The 14470-nt window shown below is 50.3% G+C and carries 16 protein-coding genes; 5 read left to right on the forward strand and 11 right to left on the reverse strand.

What is annotated here, in order from left to right:
* Window positions 1–5: 5 nt before the first annotated feature.
* From acpS to folK, 7 genes are all read right to left on the reverse strand, one after another.
* Window positions 6–422: a holo-ACP synthase gene (gene acpS / locus FIV45_RS09575; RefSeq protein ID WP_099474902.1), complete on the reverse strand. Its 417-nt coding sequence runs from the start codon at window positions 420–422 to the stop codon at window positions 6–8.
* Between the two features lies 1 nt (window position 423).
* On the reverse strand, window positions 424–1170 hold the full coding sequence (locus FIV45_RS09580) for a pyridoxine 5'-phosphate synthase (protein WP_099474903.1): 747 nt from the start codon (window positions 1168–1170) through the stop codon (window positions 424–426).
* Complete coding sequence (locus FIV45_RS09585) at window positions 1157–1777, reverse strand: DUF2062 domain-containing protein (RefSeq protein ID WP_099474904.1); 621 nt, start codon at window positions 1775–1777, stop codon at window positions 1157–1159. The genes FIV45_RS09580 and FIV45_RS09585 overlap by 14 nt, the downstream gene beginning before the upstream one ends.
* A 34-nt stretch (window positions 1778–1811) precedes the next feature.
* Window positions 1812–2396 carry an orotate phosphoribosyltransferase gene (pyrE, locus tag FIV45_RS09590; RefSeq protein ID WP_099475019.1) on the reverse strand — a complete coding sequence of 195 codons (585 nt, stop codon included), beginning with the start codon at window positions 2394–2396 and terminating at the stop codon, window positions 1812–1814.
* 24 nt (window positions 2397–2420) lie between these two features.
* Window positions 2421–4568 carry a RelA/SpoT family protein gene (locus FIV45_RS09595; RefSeq protein ID WP_099474905.1) on the reverse strand — a complete coding sequence of 716 codons (2148 nt, stop codon included), beginning with the start codon at window positions 4566–4568 and terminating at the stop codon, window positions 2421–2423.
* A 139-nt stretch (window positions 4569–4707) separates the two neighbouring features.
* Window positions 4708–5109: a DNA-directed RNA polymerase subunit omega gene (gene rpoZ, locus FIV45_RS09600; RefSeq protein ID WP_099474906.1), complete on the reverse strand. Its 402-nt coding sequence runs from the start codon at window positions 5107–5109 to the stop codon at window positions 4708–4710.
* Window positions 5110–5213: 104 nt separating this feature from the next.
* On the reverse strand, window positions 5214–5774 hold the full coding sequence (gene folK / locus FIV45_RS09605; RefSeq protein ID WP_099474907.1) for a 2-amino-4-hydroxy-6-hydroxymethyldihydropteridine diphosphokinase: 561 nt from the start codon (window positions 5772–5774) through the stop codon (window positions 5214–5216).
* Between the two features lie 166 nt (window positions 5775–5940).
* Between folK and FIV45_RS09610 the strand changes: the two genes are divergently transcribed.
* The 3 genes from FIV45_RS09610 (at window position 5941) to FIV45_RS09620 (ending at window position 8243) form a co-directional block, all read left to right on the forward strand.
* A complete protein-coding gene (locus FIV45_RS09610) occupies window positions 5941–6555 on the forward strand; it encodes a LabA-like NYN domain-containing protein (protein WP_099474908.1) in 615 nt (204 codons plus the stop codon).
* Between the two features lie 13 nt (window positions 6556–6568).
* The gene (locus FIV45_RS09615; RefSeq protein WP_099474909.1) at window positions 6569–7252 is read left to right on the forward strand and encodes a uracil-DNA glycosylase; all 684 of its coding nucleotides are present in this window, start codon (window positions 6569–6571) and stop codon (window positions 7250–7252) included.
* A 73-nt stretch (window positions 7253–7325) separates the two neighbouring features.
* Window positions 7326–8243, forward strand: coding sequence for an MBL fold metallo-hydrolase (locus FIV45_RS09620; protein ID WP_099474910.1), 918 nt, complete (start codon window positions 7326–7328; stop codon window positions 8241–8243).
* Window positions 8244–8313: 70 nt separating this feature from the next.
* Here the strand turns inward: FIV45_RS09620 and FIV45_RS09625 are convergent, their stop codons facing one another.
* On the reverse strand, window positions 8314–10395 hold the full coding sequence (locus tag FIV45_RS09625) for a S9 family peptidase (RefSeq protein ID WP_099474911.1): 2082 nt from the start codon (window positions 10393–10395) through the stop codon (window positions 8314–8316).
* Window positions 10396–10644: 249 nt separating this feature from the next.
* On the opposite strand from FIV45_RS09625, the gene FIV45_RS09630 reads away from it, so the two are divergent.
* Entirely contained in the window at window positions 10645–11229 is a 585-nt protein-coding gene (locus tag FIV45_RS09630; RefSeq protein ID WP_133118612.1) for a hypothetical protein, read from the forward strand.
* A gap of 114 nt (window positions 11230–11343) precedes the next feature.
* Window positions 11344–12294 (forward strand): cation diffusion facilitator family transporter, encoded by a 951-nt coding sequence (locus tag FIV45_RS09635; protein ID WP_099474913.1) that lies wholly within the window; start codon window positions 11344–11346, stop codon window positions 12292–12294.
* On the opposite strand, the gene smpB is transcribed toward FIV45_RS09635, so the two are convergent.
* The 3 genes from smpB to FIV45_RS09650 all read right to left on the reverse strand — a co-directional run bounded on the left by smpB (window position 12291) and on the right by FIV45_RS09650 (window position 14423).
* Window positions 12291–12785: an SsrA-binding protein SmpB gene (smpB, locus tag FIV45_RS09640; RefSeq protein ID WP_099474914.1), complete on the reverse strand. Its 495-nt coding sequence runs from the start codon at window positions 12783–12785 to the stop codon at window positions 12291–12293. The genes FIV45_RS09635 and smpB overlap by 4 nt on opposite strands.
* Before the next feature lie 3 nt (window positions 12786–12788).
* Entirely contained in the window at window positions 12789–13667 is an 879-nt protein-coding gene (dapA, locus tag FIV45_RS09645; RefSeq protein WP_099474915.1) for a 4-hydroxy-tetrahydrodipicolinate synthase, read from the reverse strand.
* Window positions 13668–13916: 249 nt separating this feature from the next.
* Window positions 13917–14423 (reverse strand): EF-hand domain-containing protein, encoded by a 507-nt coding sequence (locus FIV45_RS09650; protein WP_165777086.1) that lies wholly within the window; start codon window positions 14421–14423, stop codon window positions 13917–13919.
* Between the last annotated feature and the right edge of the window lie 47 nt (window positions 14424–14470).

The raw sequence follows: 14470 nt of genomic DNA on the forward strand, positions 1-14470 counted from the left end.
GCAACCTAGAGCGCGCTTTTATGCGCCGGCAGTGCTGTAATCAGGACAACCGCCTGGGCCCAGGGGTGGTCATCGGTCATGGTCAGGTCAAGTTGCGCCACCATACCGTCGGGGGTCATGTCCTGTAATCTCTTCAGGGCTCCGCCGGTTAATCGCAAAGAAGGCTTGCCATGTTCATCCCGCACTACCCCGACATCTGTCCAGAATACCCCTTGAGCAAATCCCGTGCCCAATGCCTTGGCGCAGGCCTCTTTCGCGGCGAACCGCTTGGCATAATTAGACGTCCGAACGGCCTTGCCATCACAATAGGCCTGTTCAACTTCAGTGAATATCCGGTTGACAAAACGGTCGCCATAACGGTTGAGAGAACGCTCGATACGTTCAATATTAACCAGATCGTTGCCAAGCCCAATCACCTGCATGCTATTGTCCCGCCCGGGCCCGGCCCTGATCCATCAAGCGCTTCATTTCCGCAATACTCCGGGGCAACCCGATAAAAATCGCCTCCCCGATCAGGAAATGACCAATGTTGAATTCAGTAAAAGGCGTAATCGTGGAGATGTCCTCGATGGTATCATAATTCAACCCGTGTCCGGCATGCACTTCAAGCGCCAGACTTTCACAGAGCGCTGCACAGCGCCGCAATCGGTCAAGTTCCGCCGCCCGCGCCGCGCCAGTATGTTCAGCATAAAGACCGGTATGAAGTTCGACCTTATCGGCGCCAATTTTCTTCGATGCCATAATTTGTGCCTCATCCGGATCGATAAACAGGCTGACGCTAATATCAGCCGTCCGCAACTGCTCCACAAATGGGGCCAGATGGTCATACCCGCCAACCACATCCAGACCGCCTTCGGTCGTCAGTTCCTGACGCTTTTCCGGTACAATACAGGCCGAAGCCGGCTTATGTTTCACGGCTATCGCCAACATTTCATCCGTTGCAGCCATTTCAAGATTAAGCGGGACTTCCAGTTTGGCCATCAGCATATCAATATCCCGATCGGAAATATGACGCCGGTCTTCACGCAAATGCGCCGTAATGCCGTCCGCCCCGGCCTCAACGGCAATCAATGCCGCCTTCACCGGATCTGGATGAATGCCCCCCCGGGCATTGCGGATGGTCGCCACATGATCGATATTAACGCCTAACCGAATTTTATTCTGCGCCATCTTGATTACTTCCTTTTTTTATCTCCCGCCTCATCAGCGCGGCGGCGGACCGTTTGAGATACCGGTTATGTTTATATTCCCGGACAATTTTTTCTAAAACCCAGTAAAACACAATCCACACCATAGAGCCAATAATAAGCCCCCCGACAAACATCGGCAAAATGATACTCTGCAGGAAAGGCCCCAGGGTCATCATGGGTGCCGAGAGAATTTCCATCAGACTGTAATCATCCAAAGTCTGATAAATCTGCCCCAGCAAATCGTCAGTTGTCGGCATGCCGAGCAACCAGCAGCCAACATGATATATGGCGATCCAGATAAAGGGAAATGTCCAGGGGTTTCCAACGACAGTTCCCATGGCGGAGGTTAAAATATTACCCCCGATAATCCAGGCCAGCAGCGCCGCCAGCAAAAAGTGAAGCCCAATGAAAGGCGTAAAGGATACCGCCGCCCCACAGGCAAACCCCGCGGCAATGGCGTAAGGTGTTCCCGGTATCCTCGCCAGCCGATGTCGCAAGTAACTAAAGACCCGTGACCAGCCGGCGGCTGGCCAGATATATTCACGCCCGACGGCCAGAATATGTTTCTTCTTGCGACGCTTAAACAGCTTTCTCTTCCTTACATAACCACATTCTGGCGCATTATTTCAATCCACGGCTTCCCGGTTTAATCGCCGGTGTACTGGCCAGTTCCGGGGGCAAATTATCGGCGTCATATGCCGGAATTTCCAGGCCCGCCAACGATACCAGTGGCACGCCAACGTCCGCTGTCCCGTTGCTGCGATCAATCAGGCAACTTGCCGCCACGACGTCACCGCCATATTCTGTAATAACCTTGATGCACTCCCGGGAGGACAAGCCCGTCGTGACGATATCCTCCGCCATCAACACCTTGGCGCCTTTCGGGATTTCAAAACCCCGCCGCAGGGTCAATTCGCCCTCTACCCGTTCCGTGAAAACAGCTTTCACACCCAGCTGCCGCCCCATTTCATAGCCGACAACCACACCGCCCATGGCAGGGGATACAACCATGTCTATTGTGACATCCAATGTTGTTTTAATTTTGTCCGCCAGAGCCCGACACAAGGTTCCGCCGACAACAGGGTCCATCATGACGCGGGCGCATTGTAAGTAACGGGCCGCGTGCAACCCTGAAGACAGAACGAAGTGTCCCTCCAATAAAGCATCTGCATCTCTAAAATACTGGAGAACTTCTTCCCGATCCATCATGTTACTCATTCCTGTCTCATATTATCTAAAGGACCGCTCGACCGAACTCACCCGGTCACTCACCCGCAGGGCGGCCACTATGCTGGTGAGATGTTTAACATCTCTTACTTCAATATCAAGACTAATCCGGAACAATTCAGTTGCTCTTTCAATAAACTTGATGTTGCTGATATTACCCTTTTCCTGTGCCACCACAGACAACACCGCCGCCAACGCACCGGGCACATGCTCGAGCAGAACCTCGATGCGACTGACGAAAACAGTATTTTCTTCCTCCACCGCCGTCCAGGACAGATCAAGCCAGGCTTCCGGCGCATCGCTGTAAGCATCCAGAGCCTCGCAGTCTATGGTATGAACCATAATACCTTTTCCGGTCGCGACGATCCCAACGATGCGGTCGCCGAGAATAGGATGGCAACATTCCGACATATGCACTGACAGACCAGGTGTTAACCCCCGAATAGGAATCGAGTTGTCGCCGCCTTTCAAATCTTTATAGGTATCCAGCATCTTGGTGGGCACCAGAGAATGAGCGCTGTTGACCTTGATGCCCGGGAAAATTGTTTCCAGAACTTTACGGTCCGCCAGTTCACCCTTCCCCACCAATTCATAAATATCGGCTATGTTGTGCAATTTCAGTTTATCGGCGCAAATCTGTATCGCCTTGTCGTTAAAGTCACGTTCTTCAAGTTTAAAGGCCCGTTCCAGCAATTTTTTACCCAAGGCCTGATATTCATCTTTTTTCTTGTGGCTGATAAAACGCCGGATAGCCGCTTTGGCCTTCCCCGTCACCACAAAGCTTAACCAGTTCGGTGAAGGCTGCTGGGCTTTTGACCGTAAAATTTCTACCTGGTCGCCATTGACCAGACGAGTGCGCAACTGAACCGGATTGCCATTAACCTTGCCCCCGACACAGCTGTCGCCCACATCCGTATGCACCGCATAAGCGAAGTCAACGACTGTTGATCCCTGCGGCAGATTGACCAGCTTACCTTTCGGTGTAAAACAAAAGACCTGATTCTGATACATGGCGAGCTTGGTATGTTCGAGAAATTCATCAGGGCTTTCCGCATGCTCCATGATTTCCAGAAGATCTTTCAACCATTTATATTGCTCGCCCTCTTTATCAGAGGACTGCTGCTTATACTGCCAGTGGGCCGCCACGCCCTGTTCCGCCACGGCGTCCATTTTGGAAGACCGTATCTGAATTTCGATGCGTTTCTTCTGTGGTCCCAAAACCGCGGTATGAATCGACCGATAACCGTTCGGCTTCGGCATGGAAATATAATCCTTGATCAACCCCGGCAGGGCCTGCCACTTACGGTGCACGACACCAAGTGCCCGGTAACAGGTTGCCGTATCATCAACGATAATCCGGAACGCGACAATATCCGCCTGATCATCCAGCGCCACATGGCGATAAGTCATTTTGCGCCAGATGGAATAGAGCTGCTTTTCCCGGCCAAAGACCTCGGCCTCAATACCCGCCTCACTCAGCAGGCGTTCCAGTTCAGAAATGACCTTATCCTTGATGTCCGCCGTATTGGCGTGCAACTGGTCCATGCGCTTCGTAATGGATTCATAAGCCTCTGGGTAAACATGGGGAAAAGCCAGGCTTTCCAGTTCTTCCTTAATCGCCTGCATGCCAATCCGTTCGGCGAGCGGGGCATAAATATCCAGCGTCTCCCTCGAAATACGGGCTCTCTTTTCCGGCTTGCCGATATGATGCAAGGTCCGCATGTTGTGCAACCGGTCGGCCAGCTTGACCAGCAACACCCGGATATCATGGGACATGGCGAGCAGGAATTTACGAAAATTATCCGCCTGCTTGGCGCTTTCAGAGGAATAGGTCAACTTGGACAGTTTGGTCACGCCATCGACCATTTTTGCAACATTGGTGCCGAACAGTTCTTCGATCTGTTCATGGGTGGCAATGGTGTCCTCGATCGTATCATGCAGCAGCGCCGTGATGATCGTATCGCTGTCCATTTTCATACCCGTCAGGATACCTGCGACTTCCAAAGGATGGGAGAAATAGGGATCGCCGCTGGCCCGCATCTGCTTGCCATGCATTTTCATGGAGAAAACATAGGCCCTGTTGAGCAGATTTTCATCCGCATCTGGGGCATATTCCCTCACCCGTTCCACCAATTCATATTGTCTGATCAAGGTAACTCATCCGCTTTTGAACAGAAAACCAATTCGTTCCCTGTTTACTCCCTCATATATAACCGGAAATGAATAAAAAAAAAGACCTACAATGGTCACATTGCAGGTCTTTTTGTTTTTTTCGCGATGACCGGTCGGATTATTCCGATTTATCACCTTCTGTAGACTGTGACGTCGCCGCGGCGAACATGGCTTCCGCTTTCATTTCAGCTGAAACCTTGGCCAGGCTCTCGGTCGTGACTTCTTGCTCGTTTTCTTCCAGTTTCTTACCGGCCAGAAGCAGAGAGATATCATCTTCTTCAGGTTCGTCGACTTCGACATTTTTTTGCAGGCCGTGAACTAGGGATTCACGCAGCGTCTCTGCTGACAATTCTTCTTCCGCAAGTTCCCGCAAGGCAACTACAGGGTTTTTGTCGTTATCCCGCTCCACCAAAGTTGGTGCACCGGAAGAAATCTGCCGCGCCCTCTGGGCCGCCAGAAGAACCAGTTCGAACCGGTTCGGGACTTTATCTACGCAATCTTCAACGGTAACGCGTGCCATGCCGCTCATTCTCCAATACAATAGCGTCCGCAAATGCAGACATAATTCCAAACCCGGCTTATACAACTCAAATGACCGGCTGTCAAAGACTTCAAGCGGTAATTTTATCGCTTTTCCGGATTTGGCACATCAAGTTTTCGAATAGCCCCGGGACTTCCCTGTGCTTCAATTGTTGCAATATAGCAATCCACGGTATCGCCGAAGACCGGATGCCGCCACATCGGCGCAAGATCAGAAAGCGGTTTCAGGACAAATAATCTTTCATGCAGACGCGGATGAGGAATGATAATGTCATCTGGCAAAAGGGCTTCGGCTTTTTCACTCCAGACATCCTCCGACGGCAGGATTTTGTCATCATAGGCCAGAATATCCAGATCAATGATCCGCGCTTCCCAACGAATGCGCCGCGACCGCCCCAGGTTTTCCTCAATATCATGCAGAGTTTTCAACAGTGACCGGGGGGCAAGGTCTGTCGTTACTGCCGCGACCGCATTGACAAACCACGGCTGATCCGACTTTGGCACCGGCTCGGTTTCATAAAACGGCGACAGCTTCTCCACATGAATTCCCCTGTCAGCCATCTGCGCCAGGGCCGCCATAAGGACAGCCTGCGGACTGTCATAGACACCGCCAGTTAAATTACTGCCCAATCCTAGTAAAATCATATGTTTTTCTACCTAAACTGTGGTTTTTATCGTTATATGCTCAAAATTCCAAAGATAAAGCTGTTTTTGACGTCATTTTATTAAGCCTTTGAATAGATTGATGTTTTACCTAAACAATAATTATGCTATAATATTCTTATATTTAATTTATTTATGGACAATTCTTATGTATTTTCACCCCAATGAAAAGCTGGCTCTGTTTATTGATGGCTCCAATCTCTTTGCCACGGCAAAAGCCCTGAATTTTGACATTGACTATAAACGTCTGCGTAATTTCTTTGCTGAAAAAGGCATCCTTCTGCGGGCCAATTATTATACCGCCCTTCTTGAGGATCAGGAATATTCCCCCCTTCGCCCGTTAGTCGATTGGCTGGATTACAATGGCTACACCTTGGTCACCAAACCAACAAAAGAATTCACCGATGCCAAAGGCGAGCGCAAGATCAAGGGCAATATGGATATGGAACTTGCCATTGACATGATGGGCATGGCCGAGCATGTCGACCATATGGTATTATTTTCAGGCGATGGTGATTTTCGCCGCCTGGTCGAAGCCGTACAGCGCCGGGGAGTCCGGGTTACTGTTGTCAGCAGCACCAAAACCAACCCGCCCATGATCGCAGACGAGTTGCGCCGCCAGGCTGATAACTTCATTGAAATATCGACCATGCACGCCGATTTTGGCCGCTGCTCAACAACCCCTGACTTCCTCAAAGACAATGATGTGGATTCCACATTTCATGACGGTCATCATGAACACGAACCGACCCAAGGAAAATAAGAGGTAACATCTGATGACACCAGCCCCCGTCAAGGCGTCTTTTTCGCCTGTCGACGTCCCGGAGAACTGCGCCCTATGTCCCCGTCTCGTCGCTTTTCGCCATCAGAATCAGGAAAAATATCCTACGTTTTTCAATAAACCCGTACCATCCTTTGGCGATCCTGACCCTGAACTGTTGATTGTCGGCCTTGCACCAGGCTTGCAGGGCGCCAATAAAACCGGGCGGCCTTTTACCGGGGATGCATCAGGGGACCTGCTGTTCGCCACGCTGGAAAAATACGGGTATATGGAAGGCACGTTTCTATCCCGCGCAGATGATAACGTGAAACTGCATAATGCCCTGATCACCAATGCGGTCCGCTGTGTCCCGCCACAAAATAAAACCACCGCCGCAGAGGAAGCCAACTGCCGCCCCTTCCTGATCAACCAGATCAGCCGCCCAGAAAAACTGAAAATCATTCTCGCCCTGGGTCTGGTCGCCCATAATTCGGTACTCAGCACTTTCGGCAAGACCCGCGCACCGTATAAATTCGCCCATGGCGCCCTGCATGATATGGGGGATTGCGTCAGCGGCACCCCCATTACCCTCATCGACAGCTATCACTGTTCACGGTATAATACCAACACAGGCCGCCTGACGGAACAGATGTTTGAGCAGGTATTTCAAACAATTGGCGACTTGCTTGCGACGCGCTAGCTAAAAAGTAACGGGACTTACGCCGCTTGCTTGTGATAATATCCAACGAAACCTAATTTGGAGGAACTTTTCTATGCTACGCAAACTTACTCTGACCGCTCTTGCGGTAGCTGCCATAACTGGCATCACCCCATCCGCCGCACTGGCCCAGGACAATCAATATGACACAGTCAATATCACTACCACAAAGGTCGGTGATGGAGTCTATATGCTGCAAGGTGCGGGCGGAAATATTGGCGTTTCAGCAGGTGAAGACGGCGTCTTTATGATCGACGATCAATACAGTCCCCTGACCCCTAAAATCCTGGCGGCCATTTCTGCCATTTCCAAAAAACCGGTCAAATTCATGATTAATACCCATTGGCATTATGATCATACAGGCGGGAATGAAAATCTTGGCAAGCAAGGGGTTGTAATCGTCGCCCATGACAATGTGTACAAGCGTATGAGTACTGATCAGATGATGGAAGCTTTCAACAAGGAAATTCCAGCCTCCCCAAAAGCCGCCCTGCCCGTGGTGTCATTTAATGACGAGGTAACCTTTCACCTGAACGATCTGCATATCAAGGCCCGCCATTTTAGTCACGCCCATACCGACGGCGACAGCGTGATACTATTTCAGGACCGCAACATCATTCATATGGGCGACCTGTTCTTTAACGGCATGTATCCTTTTGTCGATCGCAGTTCCGGGGGATCTCTGGCTGGCGTCATTGCCGCGGTGGGAAAAATTATCGAACTCTGTGATGAAAATACAAAGATTATTCCCGGACATGGCCCCCTGGCCACGACGCAGGATCTCAAAGATTATCATGCCATGATGCAGAAAGCGGTAAGCATTCTCACCCCTCTGGCTCAAAAAGGCCTTTCAACGGAAGAGGTCATTAAACTGAACCCCTTAAAGGAACTCAATGATAAATGGGGCGGCGGCTTTATGAAACCTGAAGTATTTATCACCATTAACTACCCCGGTATTGCTGACGTTTCTTAGAAAATCAGATCATACACCTGTTAAAAAGCCCTCTTGCGAGGGCTTCTTTTATGAAAACAATGCTGCGGCGCTATTCCTGTCCCTCATCAGGGGAGGGTTCTTCCGGTTTGTATTTTTCAAACCATGCCAAGACATTCCCGATCTTCTGGATCAGGTTGCTCGGCTTTGCCGCAATGCCATGATTTGCGCCCTGAATACGGACCATGGCGGCATCAATTTTTTGCAGTTTCAACGCCTGATAATATTGTTCTGTTTCACTCATGGGGGTACGGTAATCCACCTCCCCGGTCAGCAACATGGTCGGCGTCTTGACATTTCCCACCAATGACAGCGGCGAATGTTTCCACAGGTGATCTACATTTTCCCAAGGCATCCCCGGCATCCAGTACTGGCTGGCATAAACCGACATGTCGGCTGTCAGGGCAAAGCTCAGCCAGTTAATCACCGGCTTGGCCACCACCGCCGCCCGGAAGCGGTCAGTCTTGCCAACGATCCAGGCGGTCAGCACACCGCCACCAGACCCACCAGTGACGAACAGCTGATCGGGGTCAACATACCCTTTGGCAATCACACCATCGACCACATCCATCAGGTCGTCATAATCGTGAGACGGGTAATCATGATGGATCAAGTTGGCAAATTCCTCACCATAAGACGTGCTGCCCCGTGGGTTGGCCCATACGACAACATAGCCGTTGGCGGCATACATCTGTATCTCCGTACTGTACGCAGCGCTATAGGCAGCATGGGGGCCACCGTGAATTTCCAGAATCAAGGGATATTTTTTCGACTGATCGAACCCCGGCGGTGTCGCGATCCAGGCTTCGACCTCCCGCTGGTCAACAGAAGACTTCACCGTCATACGCGAAACAGCTGCCAAATTCTTATGCTCCAACAGATCCTCATTCAATGCCGTGAGCTGCCTGACCGCACCTTTGCCATCGACCAGCGCCAGATCAGCCGGGCGGTCAGTCTTGCCAAGCGTAAAGACCACCTGCTCTTTTCCGGCAACCGTATAATCGCCAGAGGTGTAAGGCCGTCCAAGCGATTGCCCGCCCACGTCATCTGTCAGAACTTTCATTTTTCCCTTCAGATTGACATAACCAACTTTCGTATGGCTGTGATCATCATAAAGGAAATAAACCCCCTTGCCGTCTTTGGCCCATTGAATATTGCTGATGGAACGATCAAGGTCCGGCGTTAAATTGCGTGGGTTACCACCATCACGGTCCATCACGAACAAATCGGCATTCTGACTTGCCAGTTTGCGATCATCAAACCGGGCATAAGCAATATACTTGCCGGTCGGGCTGACCACCGGCTGACTGTCCGGTCCCGGCCGGTTTGTCAGATTACTGATTTCTCCATCCGCCAGTCTGATCTGATAAATATCGGATTCCAGGGGGCGATATTCCCAATCGTCATGCCTGTCTGCAGAAACATACAAATTCTGGCTATCATTTGACCAGCTGATTGAACCACCATGATTATAATTGCCTGTCGTGATTTGACGCGCTGTGCCCCCATCGGCCGGCACAACAAAAATATGCCGGTAACCGTGAGGCAGGAAACCCGCACCGTTGGAGCGATATTGCACCCGATCAATATATTTCGCGGGTTCCGCCCAGGTTGCCCCTTCTGGTTTCGCAGGCATATCCTTGAACAGGCTGCTGCCCTTGTCTTTGACCAGCATGGAAAAAGCGATCCATTTCCCATCCGGCGACCAGCTTATATTTCCGAAACCAGTCTGCAGATCCGTCAGACGCGCAGTCTGCCCCGTGTCCATCCATCGCACATAAAGCTGCTGACTGCCTTCGACAGAGGATACATAAGCCAGACGTTTGCCATCTCTGGAAAAGCGGGGCATTGAAAAATTAGCTTTACCCGACAACAGGGGACGATGGTCTTTACCGTCCAGTCCCACCTGCCAGATGTTTGATCGCGAGCTGTCTTTCATAATATCGGCAGAGCGGCGCACATAAACAATCGATGCGCCATCCGGCGCCAATTGTGGCGATGCGGCATACTCGAGCTCGAAAATATCATTATAATCAAATGTATTCAGCTTATCTTCTGCACGGACAACAGGTGAAACCGCGAAAGCCCCCCCAACGGCAGCCATCATCAGCCATGATTTTATTTGTTTCGACATATATTATCCTCTCTTTTTGGAAACAGACTAACAGATACGGGAAAAAATGAACAGTATCTCCCGCAATTGTGCCAGGATGCATAACCATCACTGTGATAAAGTCATAAACTCCCAAAGAATATCTATCTTAACTATTTGTTTTTATGAGATTTCTTTACCTGAAGACCCTGTTCATTTCTCATTCAGTTCTGCTGATATATTATAAAAATCAGATTGTAGGTGAGGCTACACAACAGAAGGAACAGTATGATGAACAGATTTGTTAAAGTTAGCGTATGTGCCCTTAGTATGGCCGCCTTTGGCTTAGCTCCCATATCACAGGCTTTTGCCGATAACCGGGATCGTGGCCATCAGAAGAATTATGTTGGTCATCACAAAAATTATAAAAATAATGGAAGACACCATAACAAGTCTTATCGCAAACACCATAAGAAGAACCACTATAGAAATAATCGCCACTACAGCAGCCGGCATTACTACGGAGGTCACAATTACCGGCATGGCTATCGTCATCACCGGAGCCACGGCGGCGAAGTCGCCCTGGGTGTATTGACAGGTGGCCTGTTGTTCTATGCCCTGACCGCCAACGACAGAAGAAATGACCGTGAAACGGTTTATGTACAGCAGCAGCCTGTCTATGTGCAGCCACCGGAACAAAAGTGGGTAAACCAACGCCCTGCCCAGCCAAAAGATTACAGCTGCCTGCAGGTTCGGGAATACCAGACCACCATCACAGTTGGTGGACAATCCGTTCCCGCTTATGGCCAATCCTGTCTACAAGAAGACGGCTCATGGAAATTAGGGCCCGCCACGCCGGAACCGACTTTTGACTAAACACTGCAATCCCCCCCCTCTGGGGCTTTTGCCCCGGCCCCCTCAATGGGGGCTTTTTTTTTGCAGAAAACCCGTTATACAAGAAGATACAAAACAATAAATCCAGGACACTTTATGTCTGCCCACGCATCCAAAAAAGTTATTTTCGCGGCCCTGGCCGGCAACTTTCTCATTGCGGTTACAAAATTTTTTGGCGCCGCCTATACCAATTCCTCCGCCATGCTGTCAGAAGCCATCCACAGTATGGTCGATTGCGGCAATCAGGGTTTATTGCTTTATGGAATAAAAAAGGCCAAAAAGCCTGCCGACAAGGCCCACCCTTTTGGCTATGGTATGGAACTCTACTTCTGGACTTTCGTTGTCGCCATCCTGATTTTTGCCGTCGGCGCCGGGGTATCCCTTTATGAAGGCATCATCAAGGTCATTAGCCCCCACCCCGTCACCGACGTTTACATCAACTACATTATTCTCAGCGTTGCCATTGTGTTCGAAGGCGCCGCCTGGATTGTCGCCTATCGGGAATTCAAACGCAGCCAGACCCACCCAAGCCTGCTCACCTCTATTCTGAAAAGCAAAGATCCCACCATATTCACCGTTCTGTTTGAGGATACGGCAGCTATGCTCGGCCTTATCGTCGCCATGGGAGGGTTGTTTATCGGACAATGGCTCGGCATCCCGGAAATGGACGGCGTCGCGTCTATCCTGATCGGGGTTATTCTCGCCGGGACCGCTGTTTTACTGGCCTATGAATCAAAAGGACTCCTGATCGGTGAAGCCGCCAGCAAAGCAGTCGTTACCGCCATTGAAGAAATCGTTACCGCACAGCCAGACATCGTCGCCGTCAACGAAATTCTCACCATGCACATGGGGCCTCACGATATCCTGTTGAATCTATCGCTGGATTTTGATGACGCCATAACGTCTGCTGATGTGGAACGTGCGGTAACCAGAATGGAACAGGATATCAAGGCGCGCCTGCCTGCCATCAAACGAATATTCATTGAAGCCCAGAGTTTGTTAGACAATCCGCCCAGGAGAGACGATTTCGGCCAGGAACCCGCTTAACGGCTGTCTTTCAGCAGACGGCCCTTTTCCCGGTTCCAGTCCCGTTCCTTTTCCGTGGCGCGTTTGTCATGGGCCTTTTTCCCCGAAGCCAGACCGATTTTGACCTTAACCCGGTTCTTGTCATTGAAATAAAGTGACAACGGCACCAGTGTTTTGCCTTTGCGCTGAATAGCGGCAGCAATACGATTAACTTCCCGGCGGTGCATCAGCAATTTACGCGGGCGGCGCGCTTCATGATTGAAGCGGTTCCCCATTTCGTATTCCTTGATATAACCGTTCACCAAGAACAGCTCGCCCATTTTCGCCTCGGCATAGGATTCACTGATGTTAGCCTCACCGGCGCGCAGGGATTTGACTTCCGTTCCCGTCAGAACAATCCCGGCTTCAAAATCTTCTTCGATATGATAATTGTACCGCGCCTTGCGATTCTGCGCAATTGTGCGGCTGCCGCCCTTGGATTTATCTTTGGATTTTGCTTTCGCTTTAGCCATAAATCAATCCAGAAGCTCCGCTTTCACCAAAGCCGCCTCAATCAGCACCTTGGCTTCATCCGTAATCGGCGTCATAGGAAGACGCATATCTGCAGAACATATGCCGAGCAATTCCATCGCATATTTCACAGGCCCCGGATTAGGTTCGACAAACAGCGCATGATGCAAGTCGGTAAATTTATCCTGAATGGCAAGAGCGGCGATAAAATCACCTGCCAGGCAGAGATTCTGGAACTCGGACATCATCTTCGGCGCCACGTTTGACGCCACAGAAATACACCCAACCCCGCCATGCACATTAAAGCCCAAGGCTGTCTGGTCTTCACCTGATAATTGAATGAAGTCAGGCCCCATGGCCATGCGTTGCAACGGAACACGCGCCACATTGCCCGTGGCATCCTTCACACCAATGACGTTTTTCAACTCATCAAAACAACGGCTCATGGTGGACACCGACATATCAACCACGGAACGTCCCGGAATATTGTAAATCACCAGCGGCAGATCCACCGCATCGTTCAACGCCTTGAAATGCTGAAACAACCCTTCCTGGCTCGGTTTGTTATAATAAGGCATCGCGATCAGAGCGGCATCCGCACCGGCTTCTTTCGCATGGGACAAAAGACTGATGGCTTCGCGGGTGGAGTTCGATCCACATCCCGCGACAACAGGTACCCGACCCGCCGCTTCTTCGATACAAATCTCGGTCACCCGATTATGTTCCGCATGGGTCAGGGTCGGCGATTCACCGGTTGTACCACAGGGCACCAGGCCGTGAATACCTTCTTCGATTTGCCAGTTTACCAGCTTTCGGAACGCCTTCTCATCAACCTGTCCATTCAAGAACGGGGTCACAAGCGCGGTAATCGATCCTCTCAGCATAGGAAAACTCCTTAAAATTACATTGTTGAGCAGGCAAAATAGTCTGCCTTTGCCCGGACTGCAAGCGATATATAACGGTTTAACAGAGATATATGAGGATGTGGTATAATCGGGGTTTGTGACGAAAAAAGGGTGGAGAAAAACCTCCACCCTTTTGCCCCGTCATTCAGTTGTCGGCAGATGTTGAGAGAAATCAGGACGGCACGACAAAATTTCTCTCCCTTTCCGGGAACCAAAGACTATTTATGACTATTTATCGTCCTTGCTGTCCTTGTTTTTTTTCTTGTTTTTTCTTTTGCGGTCCCCCTCATTCAGAACCCCGTCATCATTGCGGTCCATACGGCTGAATTTCTTGTCGCCCATGGCGTCAAATTCCTGTTTGCTGATGACACCGTCGCCATTCGCATCCATCTTGCTGTATGATTTCTCCATTCTTTTTTTCCGGGATTCTTGCCGGGCCCTCTCCCGCTTTTCCATCATCATCTTCTGATGGGCGGTAAATTCCTCCATGGACATCTTTCCATCGCCGTTTGTATCCGCTTCAGAAAAATGCATGTCGTGCATTGCCTTGAATTCTTCCTTGCTGACTTTTCCGTCCTTGTTCGTATCAGCCATCTCATGCATATGATTCATCTTCTGCATTTTGTGATGTTTACCTTCCCAGTTCTTTTTATCCTGCTTGTCACCCGCATAAACCGGTGATGTCAGACAAAAAGCTGCGATAGACGTTAACGTGATTATGGATAGTTTTCTCATTTCATTCTCCAAAAATTTCTTAATCACAAGCCCCTCTCCAGGCATGC

This window comes from Paremcibacter congregatus (assembly GCF_006385135.1).
Classification (GTDB): Bacteria; Pseudomonadota; Alphaproteobacteria; order Sphingomonadales; family Emcibacteraceae; genus Paremcibacter; species Paremcibacter congregatus.

Excerpts from the sequence above, each read along its gene's own strand:
- acpS (WP_099474902.1), bottom strand. The coding sequence starts at position 422 with ATGCAGGTGATTGGGCTTGGCAACGATCTGGTTAATATTGAACGTATC.
- FIV45_RS09580 (WP_099474903.1), bottom strand. The coding sequence starts at position 1,170 with ATGGCGCAGAATAAAATTCGGTTAGGCGTTAATATCGATCATGTGGCG.
- pyrE (WP_099475019.1), bottom strand. The coding sequence starts at position 2,396 with ATGGATCGGGAAGAAGTTCTCCAGTATTTTAGAGATGCAGATGCTTTA.
- rpoZ (WP_099474906.1), bottom strand. The coding sequence starts at position 5,109 with ATGGCACGCGTTACCGTTGAAGATTGCGTAGATAAAGTCCCGAACCGG.
- folK (WP_099474907.1), bottom strand. The coding sequence starts at position 5,774 with ATGATTTTACTAGGATTGGGCAGTAATTTAACTGGCGGTGTCTATGAC.
- FIV45_RS09610 (WP_099474908.1), top strand. The coding sequence starts at position 5,941 with ATGTATTTTCACCCCAATGAAAAGCTGGCTCTGTTTATTGATGGCTCC.
- FIV45_RS09615 (WP_099474909.1), top strand. The coding sequence starts at position 6,569 with ATGACACCAGCCCCCGTCAAGGCGTCTTTTTCGCCTGTCGACGTCCCG.
- FIV45_RS09620 (WP_099474910.1), top strand. The coding sequence starts at position 7,326 with ATGCTACGCAAACTTACTCTGACCGCTCTTGCGGTAGCTGCCATAACT.
- FIV45_RS09625 (WP_099474911.1), bottom strand. The coding sequence starts at position 10,395 with ATGTCGAAACAAATAAAATCATGGCTGATGATGGCTGCCGTTGGGGGG.
- FIV45_RS09630 (WP_133118612.1), top strand. The coding sequence starts at position 10,645 with ATGAACAGATTTGTTAAAGTTAGCGTATGTGCCCTTAGTATGGCCGCC.
- FIV45_RS09635 (WP_099474913.1), top strand. The coding sequence starts at position 11,344 with ATGTCTGCCCACGCATCCAAAAAAGTTATTTTCGCGGCCCTGGCCGGC.
- smpB (WP_099474914.1), bottom strand. The coding sequence starts at position 12,785 with ATGGCTAAAGCGAAAGCAAAATCCAAAGATAAATCCAAGGGCGGCAGC.
- dapA (WP_099474915.1), bottom strand. The coding sequence starts at position 13,667 with ATGCTGAGAGGATCGATTACCGCGCTTGTGACCCCGTTCTTGAATGGA.
- FIV45_RS09650 (WP_165777086.1), bottom strand. The coding sequence starts at position 14,423 with ATGAGAAAACTATCCATAATCACGTTAACGTCTATCGCAGCTTTTTGT.